Origin of the sequence: Citrobacter sp. 506, assembly GCF_050434985.1 — a bacterium.
In the GTDB taxonomy this organism is placed as follows: Bacteria; Pseudomonadota; Gammaproteobacteria; order Enterobacterales; family Enterobacteriaceae; genus Citrobacter; species Citrobacter braakii.
In genome coordinates, this window is the sequence record NZ_JBNDJN010000001.1 from 207,432 (window position 1) to 231,367 (window position 23,936).

22 protein-coding genes and 2 pseudogenes are annotated in these 23,936 nt (G+C 52.8%); 10 read left to right on the forward strand and 14 right to left on the reverse strand.

Translation table 11 applies throughout. The annotated features are described in order from the left end of the window. Nucleotide 1: 1 nt before the first annotated feature. Nucleotides 2-1,603, reverse strand: coding sequence for a BCCT family transporter (locus ABIE10_RS01140; RefSeq protein WP_016153380.1), 1,602 nt, complete (start codon nucleotides 1,601-1,603; stop codon nucleotides 2-4). Nucleotides 1,604-1,858: 255 nt separating this feature from the next. Then, nucleotides 1,859-2,941 carry a tartrate dehydrogenase gene (locus tag ABIE10_RS01145; RefSeq protein WP_019076964.1) on the reverse strand — a complete coding sequence of 361 codons (1,083 nt, stop codon included), beginning with the start codon at nucleotides 2,939-2,941 and terminating at the stop codon, nucleotides 1,859-1,861. A 103-nt stretch (nucleotides 2,942-3,044) separates the two neighbouring features. Here ABIE10_RS01145 and ABIE10_RS01150 point away from each other — a divergent pair, with 103 nt between their 5' ends. Beyond that, entirely contained in the window at nucleotides 3,045-3,962 is a 918-nt protein-coding gene (locus ABIE10_RS01150; RefSeq protein WP_016153377.1) for a LysR family transcriptional regulator, read from the forward strand. An 86-nt stretch (nucleotides 3,963-4,048) separates the two neighbouring features. Here ABIE10_RS01150 and minE read toward each other — a convergent pair whose 3' ends face one another. Genes minE through minC form a run of 3 tightly spaced genes read right to left on the reverse strand, consistent with a single transcriptional unit; the run spans nucleotide 4,049 to nucleotide 5,862 of the window. Continuing rightward, complete coding sequence (gene minE, locus ABIE10_RS01155) at nucleotides 4,049-4,315, reverse strand: cell division topological specificity factor MinE (protein ID WP_001185666.1); 267 nt, start codon at nucleotides 4,313-4,315, stop codon at nucleotides 4,049-4,051. A gap of 3 nt (nucleotides 4,316-4,318) precedes the next feature. Then, nucleotides 4,319-5,131: a septum site-determining protein MinD gene (gene minD, locus ABIE10_RS01160; protein ID WP_003020956.1), complete on the reverse strand. Its 813-nt coding sequence runs from the start codon at nucleotides 5,129-5,131 to the stop codon at nucleotides 4,319-4,321. Nucleotides 5,132-5,154: 23 nt separating this feature from the next. Beyond that, the gene (gene minC / locus ABIE10_RS01165; RefSeq protein WP_049282151.1) at nucleotides 5,155-5,862 is read right to left on the reverse strand and encodes a septum site-determining protein MinC; all 708 of its coding nucleotides are present in this window, start codon (nucleotides 5,860-5,862) and stop codon (nucleotides 5,155-5,157) included. 126 nt (nucleotides 5,863-5,988) lie between these two features. Here minC and ABIE10_RS01170 point away from each other — a divergent pair, with 126 nt between their 5' ends. The 3 genes from ABIE10_RS01170 to ABIE10_RS01180 all read left to right on the forward strand — a co-directional run bounded on the left by ABIE10_RS01170 (nucleotide 5,989) and on the right by ABIE10_RS01180 (nucleotide 7,550). Then, nucleotides 5,989-6,282 carry a YcgL domain-containing protein gene (locus ABIE10_RS01170; RefSeq protein WP_016153375.1) on the forward strand — a complete coding sequence of 98 codons (294 nt, stop codon included), beginning with the start codon at nucleotides 5,989-5,991 and terminating at the stop codon, nucleotides 6,280-6,282. Between the two features lie 69 nt (nucleotides 6,283-6,351). Beyond that, entirely contained in the window at nucleotides 6,352-7,011 is a 660-nt protein-coding gene (locus ABIE10_RS01175) for a fumarylacetoacetate hydrolase family protein (protein WP_016156786.1), read from the forward strand. Nucleotides 7,012-7,103: 92 nt separating this feature from the next. Continuing rightward, on the forward strand, nucleotides 7,104-7,550 hold the full coding sequence (locus ABIE10_RS01180; protein ID WP_016153373.1) for a YcgN family cysteine cluster protein: 447 nt from the start codon (nucleotides 7,104-7,106) through the stop codon (nucleotides 7,548-7,550). Nucleotides 7,551-7,579: 29 nt separating this feature from the next. Here ABIE10_RS01180 and ABIE10_RS01185 read toward each other — a convergent pair whose 3' ends face one another. The 3 genes from ABIE10_RS01185 to nhaB all read right to left on the reverse strand — a co-directional run bounded on the left by ABIE10_RS01185 (nucleotide 7,580) and on the right by nhaB (nucleotide 10,248). Next, entirely contained in the window at nucleotides 7,580-7,921 is a 342-nt protein-coding gene (locus tag ABIE10_RS01185; RefSeq protein WP_016153372.1) for a DUF1971 domain-containing protein, read from the reverse strand. A 110-nt stretch (nucleotides 7,922-8,031) separates the two neighbouring features. Next, on the reverse strand, nucleotides 8,032-8,562 hold the full coding sequence (dsbB, locus tag ABIE10_RS01190) for a disulfide bond formation protein DsbB (protein WP_049282152.1): 531 nt from the start codon (nucleotides 8,560-8,562) through the stop codon (nucleotides 8,032-8,034). 141 nt (nucleotides 8,563-8,703) lie between these two features. Next, nucleotides 8,704-10,248, reverse strand: a complete 1,545-nt coding sequence (gene nhaB, locus ABIE10_RS01195; RefSeq protein ID WP_047502172.1) for a Na(+)/H(+) antiporter NhaB — start codon at nucleotides 10,246-10,248, stop codon at nucleotides 8,704-8,706. Between the two features lie 236 nt (nucleotides 10,249-10,484). Between nhaB and fadR the strand changes: the two genes are divergently transcribed. After that, nucleotides 10,485-11,204: a fatty acid metabolism transcriptional regulator FadR gene (gene fadR, locus ABIE10_RS01200; RefSeq protein ID WP_016153370.1), complete on the forward strand. Its 720-nt coding sequence runs from the start codon at nucleotides 10,485-10,487 to the stop codon at nucleotides 11,202-11,204. Nucleotides 11,205-11,279: 75 nt separating this feature from the next. On the opposite strand, the gene ABIE10_RS01205 is transcribed toward fadR, so the two are convergent. Next, the gene (locus tag ABIE10_RS01205) at nucleotides 11,280-12,812 is read right to left on the reverse strand and encodes a SpoVR family protein (protein ID WP_003833557.1); all 1,533 of its coding nucleotides are present in this window, start codon (nucleotides 12,810-12,812) and stop codon (nucleotides 11,280-11,282) included. A 322-nt stretch (nucleotides 12,813-13,134) separates the two neighbouring features. Between ABIE10_RS01205 and ABIE10_RS01210 the strand changes: the two genes are divergently transcribed. From ABIE10_RS01210 to ABIE10_RS01220, 3 genes and pseudogenes are all read left to right on the forward strand, one after another. Then, nucleotides 13,135-14,433: a D-amino acid dehydrogenase gene (locus ABIE10_RS01210; RefSeq protein WP_016153369.1), complete on the forward strand. Its 1,299-nt coding sequence runs from the start codon at nucleotides 13,135-13,137 to the stop codon at nucleotides 14,431-14,433. 12 nt (nucleotides 14,434-14,445) lie between these two features. Next, nucleotides 14,446-15,516 carry a catabolic alanine racemase DadX gene (gene dadX / locus ABIE10_RS01215; protein WP_016156782.1) on the forward strand — a complete coding sequence of 357 codons (1,071 nt, stop codon included), beginning with the start codon at nucleotides 14,446-14,448 and terminating at the stop codon, nucleotides 15,514-15,516. Nucleotides 15,517-15,569: 53 nt separating this feature from the next. Beyond that, nucleotides 15,570-15,689, forward strand: a pseudogene (locus ABIE10_RS01220) (hypothetical protein); the annotation flags it as partial. On the opposite strand, the pseudogene ABIE10_RS01225 reads toward ABIE10_RS01220, so the two are convergent. Continuing rightward, nucleotides 15,633-17,363: pseudogene (locus tag ABIE10_RS01225) on the reverse strand (potassium/proton antiporter); the annotation flags it as partial. The pseudogenes ABIE10_RS01220 and ABIE10_RS01225 sit on opposite strands and share 57 nt — an antisense overlap. 96 nt (nucleotides 17,364-17,459) lie before the next feature. After that, complete coding sequence (ldcA, locus tag ABIE10_RS01230; RefSeq protein WP_429154426.1) at nucleotides 17,460-18,374, reverse strand: muramoyltetrapeptide carboxypeptidase; 915 nt, start codon at nucleotides 18,372-18,374, stop codon at nucleotides 17,460-17,462. A gap of 98 nt (nucleotides 18,375-18,472) precedes the next feature. On the opposite strand from ldcA, the gene emtA reads away from it, so the two are divergent. After that, nucleotides 18,473-19,084 (forward strand): membrane-bound lytic murein transglycosylase EmtA, encoded by a 612-nt coding sequence (gene emtA / locus ABIE10_RS01235; RefSeq protein WP_016153365.1) that lies wholly within the window; start codon nucleotides 18,473-18,475, stop codon nucleotides 19,082-19,084. Nucleotides 19,085-19,095: 11 nt separating this feature from the next. Here emtA and ycgR read toward each other — a convergent pair whose 3' ends face one another. Continuing rightward, the gene (ycgR, locus tag ABIE10_RS01240; protein ID WP_216403228.1) at nucleotides 19,096-19,830 is read right to left on the reverse strand and encodes a flagellar brake protein YcgR; all 735 of its coding nucleotides are present in this window, start codon (nucleotides 19,828-19,830) and stop codon (nucleotides 19,096-19,098) included. Nucleotides 19,831-20,030: 200 nt separating this feature from the next. On the opposite strand from ycgR, the gene ABIE10_RS01245 reads away from it, so the two are divergent. Then, nucleotides 20,031-20,285, forward strand: coding sequence for a GlsB/YeaQ/YmgE family stress response membrane protein (locus ABIE10_RS01245; RefSeq protein WP_016153363.1), 255 nt, complete (start codon nucleotides 20,031-20,033; stop codon nucleotides 20,283-20,285). Nucleotides 20,286-20,617: 332 nt separating this feature from the next. Here the strand turns inward: ABIE10_RS01245 and ABIE10_RS01250 are convergent, their stop codons facing one another. Together ABIE10_RS01250 and dhaM are read right to left on the reverse strand one after the other, a co-directional pair. Then, entirely contained in the window at nucleotides 20,618-22,330 is a 1,713-nt protein-coding gene (locus tag ABIE10_RS01250; RefSeq protein WP_216403230.1) for an alpha,alpha-trehalase, read from the reverse strand. 171 nt (nucleotides 22,331-22,501) lie between these two features. Continuing rightward, nucleotides 22,502-23,932 (reverse strand): dihydroxyacetone kinase phosphoryl donor subunit DhaM, encoded by a 1,431-nt coding sequence (gene dhaM / locus ABIE10_RS01255; protein ID WP_429154431.1) that lies wholly within the window; start codon nucleotides 23,930-23,932, stop codon nucleotides 22,502-22,504. Between the last annotated feature and the right edge of the window lie 4 nt (nucleotides 23,933-23,936).

Sequence of the window (23,936 nt, forward strand, 5' to 3'; positions counted from 1 at the left end):
CTTAATTGTCGCCTTTGAGTAGTGTCCCGGCCGGTGGCGCGACCGGGACGTCAACTGGCGCTTCGGGAATATGACTTTCAATTTGATGCGCAGGAACGTGGGCATAGTCCTGCCGTACCCAGCGCAGAAAACCGCCAACCTTCACCAACAGGATGGCGAGGAATGGAAGAGCGGTCAGAACCACCGTGGTCTTCATGGTTTCCAGGGACGCGCCGGTGAACAAAATCGATAATGGGATCAGGGTGATAACCACGCACCAGAACAGACGAAGACTGCGCTGCGGATCTTCCCCTTCCTGCAGGTTGCGCGTGCTGGTGGCCGCCATGGTGTAGGCCACAGCATCCATGTGTGAGGCGAGGAATATAATCATGATCGCCAGATACGCCACCAGAAACAGTTTCCCGGCAGGCAACGACATCAACACTTGCTGTACGGCCGTCTCACCGCCCAGCGTCGCCATAACCTGCGGTACGTCGATCACGCCGTTCACAAACTGGTGAATGGAGTAGCTTTCCATCACGCCAAAGAAGAACCAGCAACCAACAGTGCTACCGAGGATTAATGCCCAGATAACCTCTTTGATTTTGCGACCACGGGATACGCGAGTGACAAACATTGCCACGCCCGGCGTGTAGGAGATCCACCACAGCCAGTAGAACACCGTCCAGTTACGGGTGAACTCACCGTTGCCAAGCGGGTCGGTGAAGAGGCTCATTTGCAAAAAATTTTGTGTCGTCAGGCCGATGGCGTTGATGATGTTGTTGGTGATGAACTCGGTCGGGCCGACGATCAGCACCAGCAGCGGCAGTAAAAACGCCCCCCAGCCGACCATTTTGCTCAGACGTTGCAAACCGTTATTGATGCCAATCCAGGAGCTCAGGCAGAAAATGCCGCCAGAGAACAGGATCACAAACGCCTGCACCGTGAAGTTATCCGGTAACCCCGTCAGGGCAGACAAACCGCGGGTAAAGGTGGCAGCGGTGACGACCAGAGAGATAGTTAACGCGCCAACTGTCGCGATCAGGAACATCAGGTCAACCAGGCGACCCCAGACACCCTGCGGATGTACGCCGGTAATAGCGGCGATAATCCCGGACAGGCTCAGTCCTTTGTTTTTACGCACATGGAAGTGGTAGGCCATGGTTAATGAAGCCAACGTGTAGGTCGCCCATGCGCTGATCCCCCAATGGAAAAAGGAATAGGGCAGGCTGTATTCCAGCGCTTTTTGCGAGTGCGGCGCGATATTCAGACCCGGGGTCTGGTAATAATAGGCCCACTCAGCAACGCCCCAGTAGAGCGTGGAGGAGCCTAATCCGGCGCATATAAACATAAACAGCCAGGAGAGCGTGCTGTATTCCGCTTTACCTTCTCCCAGACGGATATTGCCGTATTTGCTGGTAGCCAGCCAGACGACCAGACCCATAGCCATCAGAACGAGGATCTGCACGGCGGAACCCAGCATCCGGGTAACGCCGTTAAAAAGGGTATTTGCGACTTGTGCAGACTGCTGAGGGAAGAGACTAAGTGTGGCGGCGATGAAAAGAATAGCCACCAGGCTGATGGCTATCAGCGGCATGTCTTTTTTCTTGACGTTGCTCAACATGGGATCTCCTGGGCACAGTTGCCCGCGTATGGCATTAGCCTGTCGTTGTTATCATGCTGTAGGGGTAGAATGAGTTACTTTGTATTTAACAATTTTATTATTTGTTCTTTACATGGATTAAACAATTGCCCGATGCGTGAAGCAATAAAACACGGAACGGAAATAATAAAAGGTGAATTAGCGCAGGTTATTGGCTCCACAAAACGCATAAAAAAGCCGCGTCAGTGACGCGGCTCATATTTCGTGGTTTGACCTCTAACGTAGTGCCTGACAGATGGCTTCTCCCACCTGTTGCGTGGTGGCGCTGCCTTTCATATCCGGCGTTTTCGGGCCGCTGGCAATAACGTGCTCAATTGCCGCCAGAATACCGTCGTGGGCAGCCTTATAGTTGGCATCACCGTTGCCAAGGAAGTCCAGCATCATGGCGCCAGCCCAGATAGTGGCAATCGGGTTGGCGATGTTTTTTCCGTAAATATCGGGGGCCGAACCATGTACTGGCTCGAACAGGGACGGGAAGGTGCGTTCCGGGTTTAAGTTGGCAGAAGGTGCGATGCCAATCGTCCCGGTACAGGCCGGACCCAGATCGGAGAGGATGTCGCCGAACAGGTTGGAAGCAACCACAACGTCAAAGCGCTCCGGCTGCATCACAAAGCGGGCGCACAGTATATCGATATGCTGTTTATCCCAACGGATCTCAGGATAGTTAGCCGCCATTGCTTCAACACGCTCGTCCCAGTAAGGCATGCTGATGGCCAGACCATTGGATTTGGTCGCCGAGGTCAGGGTTTTGCGCGGGCGGTTTTGCGCCAGCTCGAAGGCGTAACGCAATATACGATCTACGCCGCGACGGGTGAAGACCGACTCCTGGATAACCACCTCGTGTTCCGTCCCTTCACTCACGCGTCCGCCGAGAGAAGAGTATTCTCCCTCGGTGTTCTCGCGTACGACGTAGAAATCAATGTCGCCTGGCTGCTTGCCCGCCAGTGGGCAAGGGACTCCCGGAAACAGGCGTACCGGACGCAGGTTGACGTACTGGTCGAATTCGCGGCGAAACTTAAGCAGCGAGCCCCATAAAGAGATGTGGTCCGGTACGGTGTCCGGCCAGCCAACGGCGCCAAAATAGATAGCATCAAAGGATTGCAACTGCTCATGCCAGTCATCCGGCATCATTTTGCCGTGATGGGTGTAGTACTCGCAGCTGGCCCATTCCATTTGCTCAAAGCTGAGCGACAACCCCCAACGCTCGGCGGCTGCCTGTAACACATGAATGCCTTCAGGCAGCACTTCTTTACCAATGCCATCTCCGGGGATAGCGGCAATACGACAGGTTTTCTTCATAGCAGCTCTCACTTGTACGCCATCAAAATTGACTTTCCCCTTATCCTATAATTGACTGATTAATAGTTAATCCCCCTAACTGGTGAAACATAAAACACAGATCATGAATAATCTGCCGCTGCTAAATGATTTACGCGTCTTTATGCTGGTTGCCCGTCGGGCAGGATTTGCCGCCGTTGCCGAGGAACTGGGTGTATCACCGGCTTTTATCAGTAAGCGAGTAGCCCTGCTGGAGCAGACGCTGAACGTGGTGCTGCTGCACCGGACAACGCGGCGTGTAACCATCACGGAAGAGGGGGAGCGGATCTACGAATGGGCGCAGCGGATCCTGCAGGATGTCGATCAGATGATGGACGAGTTGTCGGATGCCAGGCAGATCCCGCAGGGGATGCTACGCATTATTAGTAGCTTTGGCTTTGGCCGTCGGGTGGTGGCTCCGGCGCTGTCTGCGCTGGCAAAAGCGTACCCGCAGCTAGAACTGAGGTTCGATGTTGAAGACCGCCTGGTGGATATGGTGAATGAGGGCGTCGATCTTGATATTCGTATCGGGGATGATATCGCGCCGAACCTGATTGCCCGTAAGCTGGCGACTAACTACCGTATTCTGTGCGCCTCGCCGGAATTTGTGGCGCAGCACGGGACGCCGAAGCAACTCAACGATCTCTCCACTTTTCCTTGTCTGGTTATCAAAGAGCGCGACCATCCATTTGGCATCTGGCAAATGCGTAATAAAGAGGGCGCTCACTCAATTAAAGTTACGGGGCCTCTGTCGTCTAATCATGGCGAAGTGGTACATCAGTGGTGTCTTGATGGGCAGGGAATTGCCCTGCGTTCGTGGTGGGACGTTTGCGACAACATTGCCGGTGGACATCTGGTACACGTATTACCCGAGTATTATCAACCAGCAAATATATGGGCGGTTTATGTTTCTCGGCTGGCGACGTCGGCAAAAATCCGTATTACGGTTGAGTATTTGCGCCGCTATTTTGCCGAAAACTATCCAAAGTTTACTTTGGAATAAATCCGCAACAGCCTGGCAAGAAACTGAAAATAAAAAAGGCAGAATAATCTGCCTTTTTTGCAACTATAACTCACTGAGCAAAGCCGTTATTTAGACTCTTCAGCTTCAGGTAATGTCACGTTAAGTTCGAGGATAGAAATATCGCCGTCTTTTTGTTCAAGCTGTACGGTGACCATTTCGGGATCAATTTGTACATACTTGCAGATAACCTCGAGAATATCTTTCCTCAGTTGCGGTAAATAATGTGGCTCGGCGTCACTACGACGACGTTCCGCAACAATAATCTGCAGTCGCTCTTTAGCGATGTTCGCTGTGCTCTTTTTCCGCGAGAGAAAAAAATCCAGTAATGCCATAACTTATCCTCCGAACAGGCGTTTGAGGAAACCTTTCTTCTCTTCTTCAATGAAGCGGAAAGGACGTTCTTCTCCCAACAGACGGTCTACGGTATCAGCATAGGCTTTACCGGCATCAGCATTGATGTCGAGAATAACCGGCTCACCCTGGTTAGACGCGCGCAGGACTGACTGATCTTCAGGAATCACGCCAACCAGCTTGATTCGCAGAATTTCCAGTACGTCTTCCATGCTCAGCATGTCACCTTTATTTACGCGGCCAGGGTTGTAGCGCGTCAGCAACAAATGCTCTTTAATCGGATCTTCACCGTTTTCCGCACGACGAGATTTCGACGCCAGAATACCCAGAATACGGTCAGAGTCACGTACAGAGGAAACTTCCGGGTTAGTGGTGATAATCGCTTCATCGGCAAAATACAGGGCCATCAGCGCGCCGGTTTCAATACCCGCTGGGGAGTCGCAGACGATGAAATCGAATTCCATCGTTTTCAGGTCGTCCAGAACTTTCGCGACGCCTTCACGCGTCAGCGCGTCTTTATCGCGAGTCTGTGAGGCCGGAAGAATAAAGAGATTTTCGGTACGCTTATCTTTGATTAACGCCTGATTTAACGACGCATCGCCCTGAATAACGTTGACGAAGTCGTAAACGACGCGGCGTTCACAACCCATAATCAGATCGAGGTTACGCAGGCCGATATCAAAATCAATAACGACAGTTTTCTTTCCCTTCTGGGCCAAACCTGTAGCGATGGCCGCGCTGGAGGTGGTTTTGCCAACGCCCCCTTTACCCGAAGTAACAACAATAATGCGTGCCATAGAAATTCCTTGTTAAAAAGGGATCAATTCAACGGTTGAACTGTCAAAGCGTTCTCTGCTAATTGCAGACGGGCCGCTTTGCCATAAAATTCTGCTGGGATTTTATCACTCAGCCAATAAACACCTGCGATAGACACCAGTTCTGCCGTCAGATGGGTACAAAAAATTTGCGCTTCACGATCGCCGCTTGCACCTGCCAGCGCACGGCCTCTCATCATTCCATAAACATGAATATTGCCATCAGCGATAAGCTCTGCGCCCGCACTGACGTGGCTTGTAACAATCAGATCACATTGTGGAGCATAAATGCGCTGACCGGAACGAACCGGCACATTTATTAATCGTGTTTTTGTGATGGGAGTAACGTTTTGCGGCAAAGCGACGGGAGCCGGGACCTCAACAGGCGCAGGACGAATAGCTTTTTCTTTACCTTCAGTCAGTAAAGGAAGACCCATTTCGTCGATTTCTGCCTTTAGTCTGGCGTCTTTGCATCCGCTAACGCCAATAATGCGCAATCCGGTAGACGCGACAACTTTCTGCAGCGCTGACCAGTTTACCGGGCTTTCAAGACCACTCACGTTAACCACCACGGGAGCATGTTTTAAAAAAGCCGGTGCCTGCGCGATTTTGTCTTCCAACGCCTGACGAATAACCTCGGGTTCTGCTTCATGTAAATGAACCACTGATAAGGTGAAGCTACTGCCTTTAAGCTCGATTGGCGTGTTTGACATCCTGGCCTTACTCAATTTGCTATTTATCATCCCCAGCGCGGGGTGATATTCCGAAGACTATAAGGCATGTTATAGTCAGTATTATATTGAGGCAAGCCACCATTCCGTGAATTCAGAGTAAAAGATATGTTTTGTGTGATCTACCGAAGCAGCAAACGTGACCAGACCTATTTATATGTCGAAAAAAAAGACGATTTCTCGCGCGTTCCTGAAGAACTGATGAGAGGATTTGGTCAGCCGACGCTGGCAATGATGTTACCGCTTGATGGGCGAAAAAAATTAGTTAATGCCGATCTTGAAAAAGTAAAACAGGCCCTGACCGAGCAGGGCTATTATTTACAAATACCCCCGCCGCCAGAAGATTTACTTAAACAGCATCTGGCAGCGGCAAAACAAAATACACCAGACGCTAAACGTTAAACTGCATCCGGCAGCAGCACGTTCCATCGATGCAGTACCTGAAATCTATGACTACGTTAGGGGAAAGTAATGTATCAACATCACAACTGGCATGGTGCTCTGCTGGATTATCCGGTGAGTAAGGTGGTTTGCGTAGGGAGTAACTATGCTAACCATATTAAAGAGATGGGCGGAACCACCCCGGAAGAACCGGTTCTGTTTATTAAACCGGAAACCGCGCTGTGCGATTTGCGCCAGCCGCTGGTGATCCCATCTGATATGGGGTCTGTCCACCATGAAGTTGAGCTGGCTGTGCTGATTGGCGCGACCCTGCGGCAAGCGACAGAAGATCATGTGCGCAAAGCCATCGCCGGTTATGGTGTCGCGCTGGATCTGACCCTGCGCGATATTCAGGGCAAAATGAAGAAAGCGGGGCAGCCATGGGAAAAAGCGAAGGGTTTTGATAATTCTTGCCCGCTGTCTGGATTTATTCCGGTGGCGGAATTTAATGGCGATCCGCAGGATACGATGCTTGGATTAACGGTCAACGGTGAAACTCGCCAGCACGGCTCCACGGCGGACATGATCCATCACATCGTTCCCTTGATTGCTTATATGAGCCGTTTCTTTACCCTCAAAGCGGGCGATGTGGTGCTAACGGGAACGCCAGCAGGCGTGGGACCTTTAAGCAGCGGCGACGAACTGGCCATCAGTTTTCACGGTCAAACGCTAACAACCCGCGTGCTGTAATCTCTGCTTGCCGCCTTTTCGGGCGGCAAAACTTGCATCAGCGTGCCAGACTGGTTATAAGGTGCAGCTTTATTGCAATAGCGGAAACCCTGATGAGCGACATACCTTTCTGGCAAAGTAAAACCCTTGATGAAATGACCGATGCCGAGTGGGAGTCATTATGTGACGGGTGCGGTCAATGCTGCCTGCATAAGCTGATGGATGAAGACACTGACGAAATCTACTTTACCAACGTCGCCTGTCGTCAGCTCAACATTAAAACCTGCCAGTGTCGTAATTACGAACGTCGATTCGAGTACGAGCCTGACTGCATCAAACTGACGCGTGATAATCTGCCGACTTTTGAATGGTTGCCGATGACCTGCGCCTATCGTCTGCTCGCAGAAGGAAAAGGGCTGCCGGAGTGGCACCCGTTGCTGACAGGATCAAAAGCGGCGATGCACGGTGAACGTATCTCAGTTCGTCATATTGCGGTGAAAGAATCGGAAGTGCGTGACTGGCAGGATCATATCCTGAACAAACCTTCATGGGCGGACTGAGCCGCCCATCGATTAGCAGGCGTTAAGGGTTAAGACTTTTTCGCCTGATACATCTCATCGGAGTGGTTGTCATCTTCCACCCAGAAGTTAATGTTGAATTGCGCATCGTCGCTTAATTCAACGCGATGCCAGTACTGCGGTGGGCTGGTCGCGAACTGACCGGCATTAATCACCACTTTCACTTCAGGTTCTTTTGCGTCTTCATTGGCAAAGCCATAATACGTTACCGTACCTTCCATCACGCAGAGCTGTCCAAACACGCCTGCTGCGGTGTTATGGTGAGAAAGAAGTGCTGCCGGGACGTTGTCTTTGGTAAAGAAGGGAGTAGAGCGTTTTACTTTCCAGTTTGCCGGGATGCGTAAATGGGACATCAGACATCTCCTTGGTGTGGCATCTATAAGATGTATTTAATATACATCTTATAGATGCCAGCAGGCAATGAATTTAAGGCAAAAAAAACGCTCCCGAAGGAGCGTCTCTGTTAGCGACCGAAGAGGTCACGTTTTTTCGGTTTAAACGGCTGTGCTAGGACTACCAGCACGGCGACCACCAGGTAAGCGGCGAAGATCCCCAACAGCCACTGTGGCATTTCCAGGGTTAAAAAAGACCACTGGCGTTCAGCACAGTCACCGGATGCTAAAAACACCTGCGGCAGCCATTTGTCCAGCGGCAGCCAGCTCGGGAAGCGTGCGGCAAAATCACAGGTCATAAACGGTGATGGGTGCAACTGAATCATGGTGTGCTCATACGCTAACTGCAGTCCGCGCCAGGCACTGTAAATCCAGATAATCATCGCCACATAGCGCAGCGGCGTTTTTGGTGCGATAGCCCCCACCAGCCCCGCGCCCATCACGCCAAATAATGCGCTACGTTCGTAAATACACAACACGCAAGGTTTTAGCAGCATGACGTGCTGGAACCACAGCGCGACAAGCTCCAGCGCAAAGGCGGTTAACGCCAACAATAACCATGCACCACGACCTCGGGAGCACTGGTTTAAAAATCGCAACATAATAATTTCCCTGCAACATGCGTAGAGAGCGCAGTTTAAACCAATTCAATTTATGCGCCACTAGCAGGAATTGAAAATTTGAGTAATCGGATAATTATCATGCAAAAAGTCAAACCGGGCAGTGATTTGCCCGGTAAATTGTTATGAAAGTGTAGCTAACCAGCCCGCCTGGGTCATCCACTCAGTCACCGGTACAAGCGTGAACTCGACGCAAAGCAGACCAACCAGCGTCAGGACGAGAGTATAAGGCAGAGCCATCCACACCATGCGACCATAAGAGAGTCGAATCAATGGTGCCAGCGCAGAGGTCAGCAGGAACAGGAATGCCGCCTGGCCGTTTGGCGTAGCAACGGAAGGCAGGTTAGTCCCGGTATTGATCGCCACCGCTAACAGCTCAAATTGGTTAAGGCTGATGGTCCCATGTTCCAACGCGGCTTTGGCTTCGTTAATGTAGATGGTGCCGACAAACACGTTATCAGAGATAGAAGACAGCAGGCCGTTAAAGAGATAGAACAGCGTCAGTTGAGCATGTTCAGAAGACTGCAAAACAAACTGAATAATCGGTGAAAAGAGCTGTTGATCGATAATCACCGCAACGATAGAGAAGAACACGGTTAGCAGGGCGGTGAAAGGCAGCGACTCGGTAAACGCTTTACCAATCGCGTGTTCGTCAGTAACGCCGGTCAACGACGTGGCCAGGATAATGACGGACAGACCGATTAATCCGACTTCCGCCAGATGCAGGGCCAGGGCAACCACCAGCCAGATACCGATAATCGCCTGGATAATCAGTTTGATTTTTTCCTGACGAGTACGCTGCTGACGGCTTTGATCGTCAAACTGTTGCAGGACATCGCGGACGGTCTCCGGCAGCGTTTCGCCATAGCCAAACCAGCGCAATTTCTCAACCAGCATGCAGGTTAACAGGCCGCAAATCAGCACCGGGACGGTGACCGGCGACATGCGTAGGAAAAAGTCACCAAAATGCCAGCCAGCCGCTTTGGCGATAATCAGGTTTTGCGGTTCGCCGACCATAGTCATTACGCCGCCTAACGCTGTACCGACACCCGCATGCATCATCAGGCTGCGCAGAAAACCACGGAACTGCTCCAGTACGATCTTATTGTGCTGATCGATATGGCTATCATCGAGCATATTGTTGTCTTCCGTGCGGGAAGAGGCGAAGCGATGGTAGATACCATAAAAACCAACCGCTACGCTGATTACCACGGCAACGACGGTCAGCGCATCCAGGAATGCAGAAAGGAAGGCGGCGGCAACGCAAAATGCCAGCGACAGCAGCATCTTGGAGCGAATCGTAAGCAGTAGGCGGGTGAAAATAAACAGCAGCAACTGCTTCATAAAGTAGATGCCAGCCACCATAAACATCAGCAGCAACAGCACCTCAAGGTTAGCGGCAACCTCTTCACGCACATGTGTGGCGCTGGTCATGCCGATGATGACCGCCTCGATGGCTAGCAGCCCGCCTGGTAGCAGCGGGTAACATTTTAACGCCATCGCCAGCGTAAAAATGAACTCGGCCACCAACAGCCAGCCCGCAATAAAGGGATTGATGAAAAATATAACCGGGTTAACGACTAAGAATACGAGTAGTGCAAGTTTGTACCAGTCAGGTGATTGACCTAAAAAATTGCGCCACATAGCGCGACCCCATGATAGCTCCATGGTGATTTCCCTACCTTTAAAAATGAAATCATGTTTTTATGTTTGACCGCAAAGCTTAGCGGGAGGAGGGAGTACAGGCAAGCTATTCACGCGACGGACAAGGCTGGCTGTGCTTCAGCGTAATCTGGAAAATGAAGCCTTGATCCACTTTTTCTTCATTGCGTCAGCTATCAGCCATGTAGCCCGTCTGGTATGATAACTGTAACTATGTTTTGCTGTGTAATGGAATTATCACTATGGTCATTAAGGCGCAAAGCCCGGCTGGGTTCGCGGAAGAGTACATCATTGAAAGTATCTGGAATAACCGCTTCCCACCTGGCACTATTTTGCCTGCTGAACGTGAACTCTCTGAACTGATTGGAGTGACACGTACCACGTTACGCGAGGTATTACAGCGTCTGGCGCGGGACGGCTGGTTGACCATTCAACACGGCAAGCCGACGAAGGTGAATAACTTCTGGGAAACCTCCGGGCTAAATATCCTTGAAACGCTGGCGCGTCTCGATCACGAGAGCGTGCCGCAGCTTATTGATAATCTGCTGTCCGTGCGTACCAACATCTCGACGATCTTTGTTCGTACCGCGTTTCGCCAGCATCCTGATAAAGCGCAGGAGGTTCTGGCAACGGCAAATCAGGTGGCCGACCATGCTGATGCGTTCGCCGATCTGGACTATAACATTTTCCGCGGTCTGGCATTTGCCTCTGGCAATCCGATTTACGGTTTGATCCTCAATGGAATGAAGGGATTATATACCCGCATTGGCCGCCATTATTTCGCCAATCCGGAAGCCCGCGCACTGGCGCTGAGCTTTTACCGTAAGCTGTCAGAACTTTGTGATCAGGGTGCTCATGAGCAGGTATATGAAACGGTGCGTCGCTATGGTCACGACAGCGGCGAAATTTGGCATCGTATGCAGAAAAACCTGCCGGGCGATTTAGCTATTCAGGGGCGCTAATCGCAGCTTATCCGGCCTACGAAATGCATTGTAGGCTGGATAAGACGTTTTCGCGTCGCCATCCGGCAATAAGATTTACAGACCGTTCATCCTCGGCGGGCAACGCTCCAGCAGTTCCACACTGCCGTCTTCATTCTGCTGCTCCAGCATCACGTCAAAACCCCAGAGCCGGTGCACATGCTTGAGCACCTCTTTGCGTCCTTTATCCAGCGGAGCGCGGTTATGAGGAATATAGCGCAAGGTGAGCGAGCGGTCGCCGCGCAGATCGACATTCCAGATTTGAATATTCGGCTCAAGGTTGCTCAGGTTATATTGCGACGACAGCCTGTTGCGGATCTCACGATATCCTTCCTCGTTGTGAATCGCGGAAATCTCCAGATAATTATGACGATCGTCATCCAGCACGGTGAACAGGCGGAAATCACGCATAACCTTCGGTGACAGAAACTGGCTGATGAAGCTCTCATCTTTGAAATCGCGCATCGCGAAATGCAGGGTTTCCAGCCAGTCAGAACCCGCTATATCCGGGAACCAGTATTTGTCCTCTTCGGTAGGCGACTGACAAATTCGTTTAATATCCTGGAACATGGCAAAACCCAGAGCATAGGGATTTATCCCGCTATACCACGGGCTGTTGTACGGCGGCTGGAATACCACGTTGGTATGGCTATGTAAAAACTCCAGCATAAACCGTTCGGTGACTTTACCTTCGTCATAAAGGTGATTAAGGATGGTGTAATGCCAGAAAGTGGCCCACCCTTCGTTCATCACCTGGGTCTGTTTCTGCGGATAAAAATACTGGCTGACCTTGCGCACAATGCGCAGCACTTCGCGTTGCCAGGATTCCAGCAGCGGGGCGTTCTTCTCCATGAAGTACAGCAGGTTCTCCTGCGGTTCAGAAGGATAACGTCGGGCTTCTGCAACGGTTTTCTCTTCCTCTTTCTTCGGCAGCGTACGCCACAACATATTTACCTGGCTTTGCAGATACTCTTCACGGCTTTTCTGTCGGGCTTTCTCTTCCTGTAGGGAGATTTTTTGCGGGCGTTTGTAACGATCCACGCCGTAGTTCATCAGCGCGTGACAGGAGTCGAGGAGCTTTTCGACTTCATCCACGCCGTAACGCTCTTCACACTGGGTAATATAGTTTCGCGCGAAGATCAGGTAATCAACGATGGAGCTGGCATCCGTCCAGCTACGGAATAAATAGTTGTTTTTAAAGAAGGAGTTATGTCCGTAGCAGGCATGCGCCATCACCAACGCCTGCATGGTGATGGTGTTCTCCTCCATCAAATACGCGATACACGGATTGGAGTTGATAACAATCTCATAGGCCAGCCCCTGCTGACCATGCTTATACAAACGCTCGGTTTCAATAAATTTTTTACCAAACGACCAGTGCGGATAGTTGATTGGCATCCCGACGCTGGAGTAAGCGTCCATCATTTGTTCGGAGGTGATCACCTCGATTTGGTGCGGGTAGGTATCCAGTCTGTAGAGTTTCGCCACGCGGTCTATTTCCGCCAGATAGACATCCAGCAGATCAAACGTCCAGTCGGGTCCATCGCTTAACCGTGTGCTGTCCTTGTTCATGGAATCAATCGTAGCCATTCGCGCACCCTCATTGTTGGCGGCACTCTCTGTCTGGAGTACCTCATTTCAAGCATAGATCATGGTGTTAAAAAACGTGCTGCGGCTGAATTTTTTTCTTTGCGATTTCTTGTTAGCGAGGCGTCGAAAAACGGTATGGCCGCAAAATTTTATGCTGGATAAAAATAACGCACAGCAGGAGATACCAAAGCAGGGAGTTCCCCGCCATCACCGCCATATGTGAGATAAGTCACCATAAAAAAGCCATATGTTGAATAATATTTTCAACTGAGTTATCAAGATGTAATTAGATGATTGTTCTTTTACTGTTAACGGAGTGGCTATGCGAGTTGTCATACTGGGAAGTGGTGTCGTTGGCGTGACCAGCGCCTGGTACTTAAGTCAGGCTGGACACGATGTCACCGTCATTGATCGTGAGCCCGGTCCGGCACTGGAAACCAGTGCGGCGAACGCGGGGCAAATCTCTCCAGGTTATGCAGCACCCTGGGCGGCGCCAGGCGTACCGCTTAAAGCAATTAAATGGATGTTTCAGCGCCATGCGCCGCTGGCCGTTCGCCTCGACGGGACGCAGTTCCAGTTGAAATGGATGTGGCAGATGCTACGCAACTGCGACACCAGCCATTACATGGAAAACAAGGGCCGGATGGTGCGACTGGCGGAATACAGCCGTGATTGCCTGAAAGCGCTACGCGCCTCTACCGGTATCGAGTACGAAGGACGCCAGGGCGGAACGTTGCAACTGTTCCGTACCGCTCAACAGTATGAGAACGCGACCCGCGACATCGCCGTCCTCGAAGACGCCGGCGTGCCGTATCAGCTCCTGGAAGCAAGCCGTCTGGCGGAAGTTGAACCGGCGCTGGCGGAAGTGGCACACAAGCTGACCGGCGGTCTGCGTTTACCGAATGACGAAACGGGTGACTGCCAGCTGTTTACCCAGCGTCTGGCGCTGATGGCGGAGCAGGCGGGTGTGAAATTTCGCTTTAATACTCCGGTCGATAAGCTGCTGAGCGATGGTGAGCAGATTTATGGCGTTCAGTGTGGCGAGGAGATAATCAAAGCCGATGCCTATGTGATGGCATTCGGCTCGTACTCTACGGCGATGCTGAAGGGGATCGTTGATATTCCGGTCTATCCGCTCAAAGGCTATTCATTGACCATTCCGGTGGCGCAAGATGACGGCGCGCCGGTTTCAACGATCCTTGATGAAACCTACAAAATCGCCATTACCCGCTTTGATAATCGTATTCGCGTTGGCGGCATGGCGGAGATTGTCGGCTTCAATACGGAATTGCTGCAACCCCGTCGTGAGACGCTGGAGATGGTCGTCCGCGATCTTTTTCCGCGCGGTGGGCATGTGGAGCAGGCAACCTTCTGGACCGGGCTGCGTCCGATGACGCCGGACGGTACGCCAGTGATCGGGCGAACGCGCTTTAAGAATCTACTGCTTAATACCGGCCACGGCACGCTGGGCTGGACCATGGCCTGCGGTTCGGGTCAGTTGCTGAGCGACATTCTGTCTGGCCGCACACCAGCCATTCCTTACGACGATCTGAGCGTGGCGCGTTACAGCCCGGGGTTTACCCCATCTCGTCCACGGCATTTACATGGCGCACATAACTGATAAGGACGTGAGATGACTCGCCCGATACTGGCCAGCATTGACCTGCAGGCGTTGAAACAAAACCTGACCATTACCCGCCAGGCCGCGCCGGACGCCCGCGTCTGGTCGGTGGTGAAAGCCAATGCCTACGGACACGGCATTGAACGTGTCTGGAATGCGCTGGGTACAACCGACGGTTTTGCCATGCTCAATCTTGAAGAAGCGATAACCCTGCGTGAGCGCGGGTGGAAAGGCCCGATACTCATGCTGGAGGGATTTTTCCACGCTGAAGACCTGATGGTGTATGACAAATATCGTCTGACCACCTGTGTACACAGTAACTGGCAATTAAAAGCGCTGCAGAATGCGCGCCTCAACGCGCCGCTGGATGTTTACCTGAAGGTGAACAGCGGCATGAACCGACTGGGTTTCTTACCGGAAAGAGTATCAACGGTCTGGCAACAGCTGCGGGCAATGCCCAACGTCGGTGAAATGACGCTGATGTCCCACTTTGCAGATGCGGAGCACCCGGAAGGTATTCAGGAAGCTATGGCGCGGATTGCACAGGCGACAGAAGGGCTGGAGTGCAGACGGTCGCTGTCCAATTCGGCCGCCACACTGTGGCACCCTGAAGCACATTATGACTGGGTGCGCCCGGGCATTATTTTGTATGGCGCATCACCTTCGGGACAGTGGCGGGACATCGCCAATACCGGCCTGAAACCGGTCATGACCCTGAGCAGCGAGATAATCGGCATACAGACGCTGAAAGCTGGAGATCGGGTGGGCTACGGGGGACGCTATACCGCCAGCGGCGAGCAGCGCATTGGCATTGTGGCGACCGGGTATGCAGACGGTTACCCGCGCCATGCGCCAAGCGGAACGCCGGTGTTGGTGGACGGCGTACGCACGACAACGGTGGGGACGGTCTCAATGGATATGCTGGCGGTAGATCTGACACCGTGTCCGCAAGCGGGGATCGGGACGCCGGTAGAGCTGTGGGGCAAAGAGATTAAAATTGACGATGTGGCCAGCGCCGCGGGTACGGTGGGCTACGAGTTGATGTGTTCTCTGGCGCTGCGCGTGCCGGTTGTGACGGTGTAACGTATCTGAAGCCGGATGTCGACGCTGATGCGTTTCATCCGGCTACACCGTTTATGCGACGCAGAAAGCAGACCGGGCAAGGCGCTGCCGCCGCCCGGCAAAAAGCATCAACGCGCCTCATCCTCATCTTCAGCAACGCGAACACCGACCTTCAGCACCGCATTATCTTCTTTCTCAGCAACCGTCCAGATCATGCCAGCAAATTCAACCTGGTCACCGACGACCGGCGCGGCGCCAAGCAGATGCTGGACAATTTCACCCAGCGTTTGCTGTTTATCACGATACTCTGTGCCATCTTCCAGGCCATAAATCAGTGCCACATCGGCGTATTTTGCGCTGGCCTCGAGAATAAAATCACCGAAGAAGCGCTGGTCTAACGACACCGGCGGCGACTGGCTGAACAGCTTGCCGAGAGCAGGGAGATCGCGCTCGCGGCCAATGACGCACAGAACATCGCCTTCACGCAGCCGTGTACTGCCGGATGGGTGAAACAGCACGTTGTCACGAAACAGGGCGGCAATTCGCGTCTCTTCCGGCATATGCAGGTCGCGCAGTGCGGCTCCTACACACCACTTATCCGCGCTGAGCTGATAAACAAACTGCTCCCAGGGGTTTTCCGGATGAATATCCAGACCAATGCGCGAAACGGGCCAGCCGACGGGAGGAACCACCACTTTGGCTTTTTTGGCGGCCCAGGAAAGCGACGTTCCCTGAAACAGCAGCGAGATCAGAACCACGAAGAACGCGACGTTAAAGAACAGGCGCGCATTCTCCAGACCCGCCATCATTGGGAACACGGCGAGGATGATGGGGACTGCACCGCGCAGGCCCACCCAACTGATGAAAATGCGCTCGCGCAGATTGAAGCCACGAAACGGCAACAGTCCGGCGAAGACCGAAAGCGGACGGGCAATGAATATCATCCATGCAGACAAAATCAGCGCAGGGATCGCGATAGGCAGCAGGTCGGACGGCGTAACCAGCAGTCCCAGCACCAGGAACATGGCGATTTGCGCCAGCCAGGCCAGACCGTCGAAGTTTTGCAGAATGCCAAATCGGTTGCGGATGGGGCGATTACCCAGCAGGAAACCACACAGATAGACCGCCAGAATACCGCTGCCTTCCAGTGCAGTGGTCAGGGCAAAAATCAGGATCCCACCGCTTAAGGCCAGTAGCGGATAAAGCCCTGCAGGCAGTGAAATGCGGTTAATCATTTGCTGAAGCAGGTAGCCCCCACCGAGGCCTAGTATGATTCCTAAGCCGAACTGCTGGATAATATGCACCGCAAACATCCAGCTTAAACCGGTCTCGTGATTTTGAATCATGGCGATAAGCGTGATGGTTAAAAACACCGCCATCGGGTCATTACTCCCGGATTCAATTTCCAGCGTAGAGCCAACACGTTCGTTAAGCCCCTTGCCGCCGAGCAGGGAAAAAACCGCCGCGGCATCGGTTGAACCGACAATCGCGCCAATCAGGAGTCCTTCGATAAGATCCAGATGAAACAGCCACGCGGCCATCATGCCGGTGAGTCCGGAGGTAATCAGCACCCCGACGGTCGCCAGCGACAGCGCCGGGCCTAACGCGACACGAAATGAGCTGGCCTGGGTGCGCATCCCGCCGTCGAGCAGGATAACCGCCAGCGCCAGGTTACTCACCATATAGGCGAAAGGGTAGTTATCGAAAGGAATACCGCCCACGCCGTCGACTCCCGCTAACATACCGATAGCGAGAAATATCACCAGAATAGGGATACCAAGACGTGATGAGAATGAACTGAGTAAGATACTGCAGGTGACGAGTACGGAACCCAAAATAAAAAGGCTAATTATTGCTGCGGCATCCAACGTTCGGTTACTCCTGAATTACGCTGTTTCGTATTTATAAACCCTAACATAATAACGACAGAAACAGCGTTTTACTTAGCCCTGTTAACCGCTTTTTTACGATTTAAGTACCGGATGCCCACTTAAGGTGAGCTGAGCGCCGTTTTTATCATTTTTCAATACCGCTCTGGCCCCCAACGGCAAGGTGACGGTGCGTTGTTCATGACCAAAATCGAGGCCGTCGATCACCGGAACCGATAACCTGGCGCGTAGAAAATCACAAACTGAGTCAAGACTGTAACCCGCGTCGTAATCATTAGGTGCGCTGCCGCTAAAACTGCCGAGGATAATGGCGTTTTGTCGGGCCAGTATTCCTGCGTGATACAGTTGCAGCAGCATGCGTTCAATGCGAAAAGGATGCTCGTTAATGTCTTCCAGCACCAAAATGCCGTTTTCGATAGCGGGCATCCACGGCGTGCCCATCAGAGAAATGAGCATCGCCAGATTTCCGCCCCATAGCGTACCTTCGGTCGCACATGCCGGACCGTGACCTTGCCACTCGAGGGTAAATTGGGCATTGCGAACAGCCTGCCAGAAATGGTGCTCGGTAAATGCGTTCATCTCCTCGGCACCAAAGTTAGCCGCCAGCATCGGGCCGCTGAAGCTAATCACATTCCCCTGTGCCAGCAGACCACACTGGATTGCGGTAAAATCGCTGTGTCCGCACAGCAGTAGCGGGTTGTGTTGCTGACGGTTCGCCAGCGCCTGCCAGTCAATATCTGCCAGTAAACGGCTCGCGCCATAGCCGCCGCGTACTGCCATCACAATGGTATCGGGCGTGTTCAGATTTACGAGCGCGTTCACATCAGCAAGCCGTTCTGCTTCGGTACCCGCAAAACGCTGGCAGCGGCGCGCAATGACCGCTGAATTGTCGACCTGATGACCGGCCTCAGTAAGACGCGCCAGCCCGCGTAAGGCAGCCTGCTGGTTGATACAGTAGCCCGACGGGGCAATTAAGTGAAACCGGGACATGGCATTTCCTTGCTACAACTAAAACCAAATGTATATCATGCCGCGTAGGTATGTCGTTGTCACCTCAGCGACAGGTTCCGGCTATAAGGATAGATGACGTGAAATTGAGATGGTTTGCTTTTTTGGTTGTATTACTTGCGGGCTGTAGTTCAAAACAGGATTACAAAAATCCGCCGTGGAATGCTGAAGTTCCGGTTAAACGCGCAATGCAATGGATGCCGATCAGCGAAAAAGCCGGTGCGGCCTGGGGTGTCAGTCCACAATTGATTACCGCTATCATCGCCATTGAATCAGGTGGAAACCCGAATGCGGTCAGTAAGTCTAATGCGATTGGCCTGATGCAGTTAAAAGCCTCTACGTCAGGGCGTGATGTTTATCGTCGCATGGGGTGGAGTGGCGAGCCGTCGACCAGCGAGCTGAAAAATCCTGAGCGCAATATCTCGATGGGGGCCGCATACCTGAGCATTCTTGAGACCGGGCCGCTGGCCGGGATCGAAGATCCGCAGGTGATGCAATATGCGCTGGTGGTATCGTACGCCAACGGTGCGGGCGCGCTGCTGCGAACGTTCTCCTCCGACAGGAAAAAAGCCATTAATAAGATAAACGATCTCAGCCCGGATGAATTTATTGAACATGTTGCTGATAATCATCCGGCGCCGCAGGCTCCGCGCTATATCTGGAAGCTTCAACAAGCGCTGGATGTGATGTAATTCAGGTGATGCTAATCGCGCACCTTATTCGACTTTTCCCGGGCCTCGCGCTCGAGGGAAAAAATAATCCGCTGTAGGTTACGCTCCACCGCCGGGCCGACGTTAAGAAAACGAAAGCTCAGGCGGGGAGTGGTAATTGTTTCGTTTTTCCCGTCGATAACTTTGCGTTCGCTAATGGAAATTAGCTGGGCGTCCACCTGATACACTCCCCATTGCTCCATGTTCAGTTCAACCTGTGAAAAGCGCATGCCTTCTACCAGTCCCTCTGGTTTTGCCGTTTCTAACAGCCCGCCCATACCGCCAAGAGACAAATCGAATAAGCGAAAACACAGCGTGCTGTTATCCGGCATTTTTACCGTGCAGCGATAGGGGGGATGCAGCGGAGCACCGATACGGAAATATTCCCGACGCTGGACGAACCACAGAGATGGCGGCAATGATGAGATAAATGCGGGTAGCCGCTGGTATTCGCCTTTTTTCAGCTGTGGCAGGGTGAACTCCACTTTAGCTCCCTGCGTTTCGGCGATAATCGTTATCTGACTGGCCCGCTGCACGGCCTGGTTTTCATATTCCTGACTACCAAAATCCACGATCAGTTCGTCCGGGCTGACCGCCAGTATTTTGCTGATGAACTGGCCACCAGACCAGGAGATACGCAGCGGAACCTGCTGCGAATTTAAGTCCCGGAGTACGCCTAACACCGCTAACGGATTTTGCTTCAGGAACTGCTCATTGTAGTTACTCACACCTAATGACTCCTGGATGCCTGGTTTATCGTTGGATTATCGGCATCAATCAACGGAACTTAATACAAATGGATGAAATTTTTTACCAAACCCAATGAATTAAGTCTGAGGGAAAAAGCACGTAGCGATGGCTTGCCTATACTTAACGTGCTGGCGCAAGAATGTCTTGCGCGTGCGTTCACTGGAAAGAGGGCCTGGAAATGGGAATTATTACCTGGATTATTTTTGGTCTGATTGCGGGGGTTATCGCCAAACTGATTATGCCGGGGCGCGATGGCGGTGGATTTATCCTGACCTGCATTCTCGGTATTATCGGTGCAGTGGTCGGTGGATGGCTGGCTACGATGTTCGGTATCGGCGGCGATATCAGCGGGTTTAATCTCCACAGCTTCCTGGTGGCCGTGGTCGGCGCGATTGTTGTGCTGGGTGTCTTTCGGCTTGTGCGACGAGATTAATCGAACGGCCCCTGACGGGGTAATGCTTGTCAGTTAATGATGAGTGGTCGTAGCGACAACGTAGAGTGGCACATTCGGAGGTAACGAATCTGTTGCCTCCGGCATATTGCTACGTTCACCTTATGTTTGTCACTTCTCTGAGGCAATACGACCTGTGAACGTGTTAAGGGTACTATCACCGTACCCTTGCGAATCAATTTCTCACGGATGAAAACCCGGAATACCCCATAAGGGCTAGATGGCGTAGAGACAACAGGAATGGCGAAATATAAGCCAGAAAAAATCCGCGACGCAGCGCGGATTCGGGGAGTAAAACGCTTCAGGTAACGGCATTAAGATGTCGGCTGAGCCAGTTTTTTAGGCTCGACTGGCGTGGTACTTGCCGGGGCCGGGCGCGAAGCGGGCACGCTGTCACAGGGCTTTTCTTTGGCGCAGATCAGGTCGAGCATTTTTAGCGTTACGCCGTTGGTCCAGCCAAAACCATCCTGCAACGGATATTCGCCGCCGCCTCCGCCAGTGCCTGTGCTGCTCACGTCATACTTTTCAACCAGCTTTTTCTCACGATCGTAGGTGTGCTGCACGTTGGTGAGGAATCGCCAGGTCACGTCCATGGCGACGTTATCCTGACCGTAATTCTGTAATCCCGATGCGGCGACCCACTGGAGCGGGGCCCAGCCGTTGGGAGCATCCCACTGCTGGCCGCTTTTCACCGACGTGGTGGCCAGGCCGCCGGGTTGCAGCAAATGCGCCTGGGTTGCCGCGGCCACTTTACTGGCGCGATCTTTTGCCGCTGCATTGACATACAACGGGAACAAGGCGGCGGCCGTGAGTTGGTTACGTACTTTGTGGCTCTTCAGATCGTAATCGGCATACCAGCCTTCTTTGTCGTTCCACAGGTGCTTTTCGATCCCTTTTTGTCGGGCATTAGCGAAGCCTTCATATTGTGCAGCTTTGGCATTATCCCCGGCGGCCTTGCTGGCGAGGGCGATCATCTTTTCCATTTTGTACATCAACGCATTGAGATCGACCGGAACGATGCTGGTGGTGCGTAGGGTGCCTAGTTGATTGGGGTTATCCATCCAGCGGGAACTAAAGTCCCAACCCGACGCGGCGGCAGAACGCAGGTCGCGGTAGATTTCTGTGGCCGGTCGGTTCGGATTGCTTTTCGCTGTGGCGATATCCTCCACCCAGGACTCTGGCCGCGGCGTATCGCGGTCATCCCAGTAGCGGTTCAAAACGGTGCCGTCATCCAGTTTAACCACGCGCTTATTCTGCTGACCGGGCTGGAGCGTTTCGACGCCTTCCATCCAGTAGGTGTATTCTTTGAGCATCTGCGGGAGGTATTTTTTCAGCGCGTCATCCCCGTCATGCTGCGCCAGCAGTTCCACCATAAAGGCAAAGAATGGCGGTTGAGAACGGCTCAGATAGTAGGTGCGGTTGCCGTTAGGAATGTGTCCCCAGGAATCAATCTCGTAAGCAAAGTTTGCCACCATGTCGGAGACCTTATCCCAGTGATTGCTCTCGGCAAGCCCCAGCATGGTGAAATAGCTGTCCCAATAATATATTTCGCGAAAACGCCCGCCAGGCACGACATACGGCTCCGGAAGCGGCAGCAGAGAGTCCCATTTTTCAGCGTCGGTTGTCGAACGGGTGAGTACCGGCCACAGTCCATCAATATGCTCGCGCAGCGATTGCCCGGCTGGGGGGACGTATTTCTCGCCAGCTTTCGGCAAGGTGAAATTCACTTCCACAAAATGACGTAAGTCGAATCCGGACTGATTTTTCTGCATCCGGTAATCGGCAAGGATCATTAATGGATCGCTGTTAGGAACGGCGTCAGCAAAGGTTTTCTGGTCAGGAAACAGTTTGGCCGTTTGTACATCATTAAACAGAGGGCCAAGCAAAATATCAGGCGGCTGAGGCGTAGCGGTTGGTGCGTCCTCGGCGTTGACGGCAAAAGAGGAAAGGGCAAAAAAGGTGCTTGCGAGCGTCAGTTTTATTGCAACAGAGAGCAGGCCTGGATGGCGAGTTGCAGGCGTTATCATCGGTTAATCTCCTTAGGGTGTGCCGAAGCAGCGGCATTTACCATGAGAAAACCTTAGTTCAGGATCGACCGTTGCGCGTGATCGATGCCCCATTTTGCGAATAAACAGACATTTCCCGACGCGAATCGAAAAGATGCACACCCTTTGTCGGGAAAGGGCGTGCAACCGACATCAGCCCGCGCGGGTTATCCGCTGGGCCACGCTGTCAAGGGTCAGGGTATCACCCATCGTGATACTCTCGATGGCCTCGCCTTGCTGACATAACCAACATAACCCCATTGCATGGGCGATAATCGCCGGGTGGGACGCTTCGCTCCCGTCTCGCAGGCAGATGCCTTTGATGGTCTTCGGATCGAGTTGCAGCACCGTAGATGGATAGATGACCTCCGCGACCAAAATAGTGGGGCGGATGAACGCGGGAATTTGTGCAGTCTCTCCCGTCAAATACTGCAGTGAACGAGACAACAAATCTTCAATATCGATGTATCGCGCCTGCAGGTAAGGATCGTCGAGCTGTAAATACTGCTGGCTGAGATCGCTCAGCACCTGATGCCAGGCCCAGGCCGCGCTGCACTGCGTTTCACGCATTAGATCACAGGCCATATCGAACAGATCCGGATCGTCCAACAGCGTGTGGTGACCGGAGAAAATAGCGGCGATATCTGCGGAATATCTCTCTTCTGCAAGCGCGGTTAGCCCGCTTAAGTCGTTCAGCGTGCTTTGGATAGCGACCCGTAACCGTTGCTGCTCAATCTGGAGTGAGGCTATAGGCTGTTGGCTTACCTGCGGTGAGAACGGTGTGTAACAGAATGCCGTCCCCGTGACCTGTGAGGGAACCTTCGTCACCACGGTATCAGCATGCGCGGGCTCGAGCGATTCACCAAAATTCTCAGCTGCCAGCTGTTTGAATGCGGCCAGCGCATCCTCTGCCTGTTCGCCCTTGGCAATCAGGCGCAGCGTGTCGTTACAGCGTACCTGCAGCAGGGCAATCTGATTCAGGCTATCAGGGACGACGCACTTGCCATTTTTCTCCAGCCACATATCGGCGTTAAAGCCAGACAGCGCGGAAACCAGCCGTGAAGCCGGACGCACATGAATGCCGTTTGGGTTTTTCACCACAATGGCCACTGAATGAGCATCTGCATCGGGCGCGAATTCGGCGGATGTCGGCTTTGCTGCAGATGGCGAAGGTAAACCCAGTTGCTCACATTTGGCGTCGAGGGCGTTCATGGCATCACAGATGACCCGCTCAATGTCAGCACCTGCGGCAGCGCTAACCGTTGCGGCGAGCGTACCTTCGACCAGCGGCGCGGCGCACAAATGTACTTTGGCGGCAATGGCCGGATCGAGCAGTTCCAGCGCGGTTTCCGCACTCAGTAGCGCACTACCGATATCCATCATCACCAGCACGTGATCCGTATCGGCCACGGACTCAATGGCTTCCATCACCTTGATAGGATCGGTGCCAATCGGATTCTCAGGATCGTCAATGCCTGCGGCAATAGCGATTTTGCATCCATCACCCATTAACATCTGCCGGGCTAGCGCGCCGACGCCTTCGCCCAACTGGGCGCTGTGAGAAACAATAACCAGGTTTACCATCGCT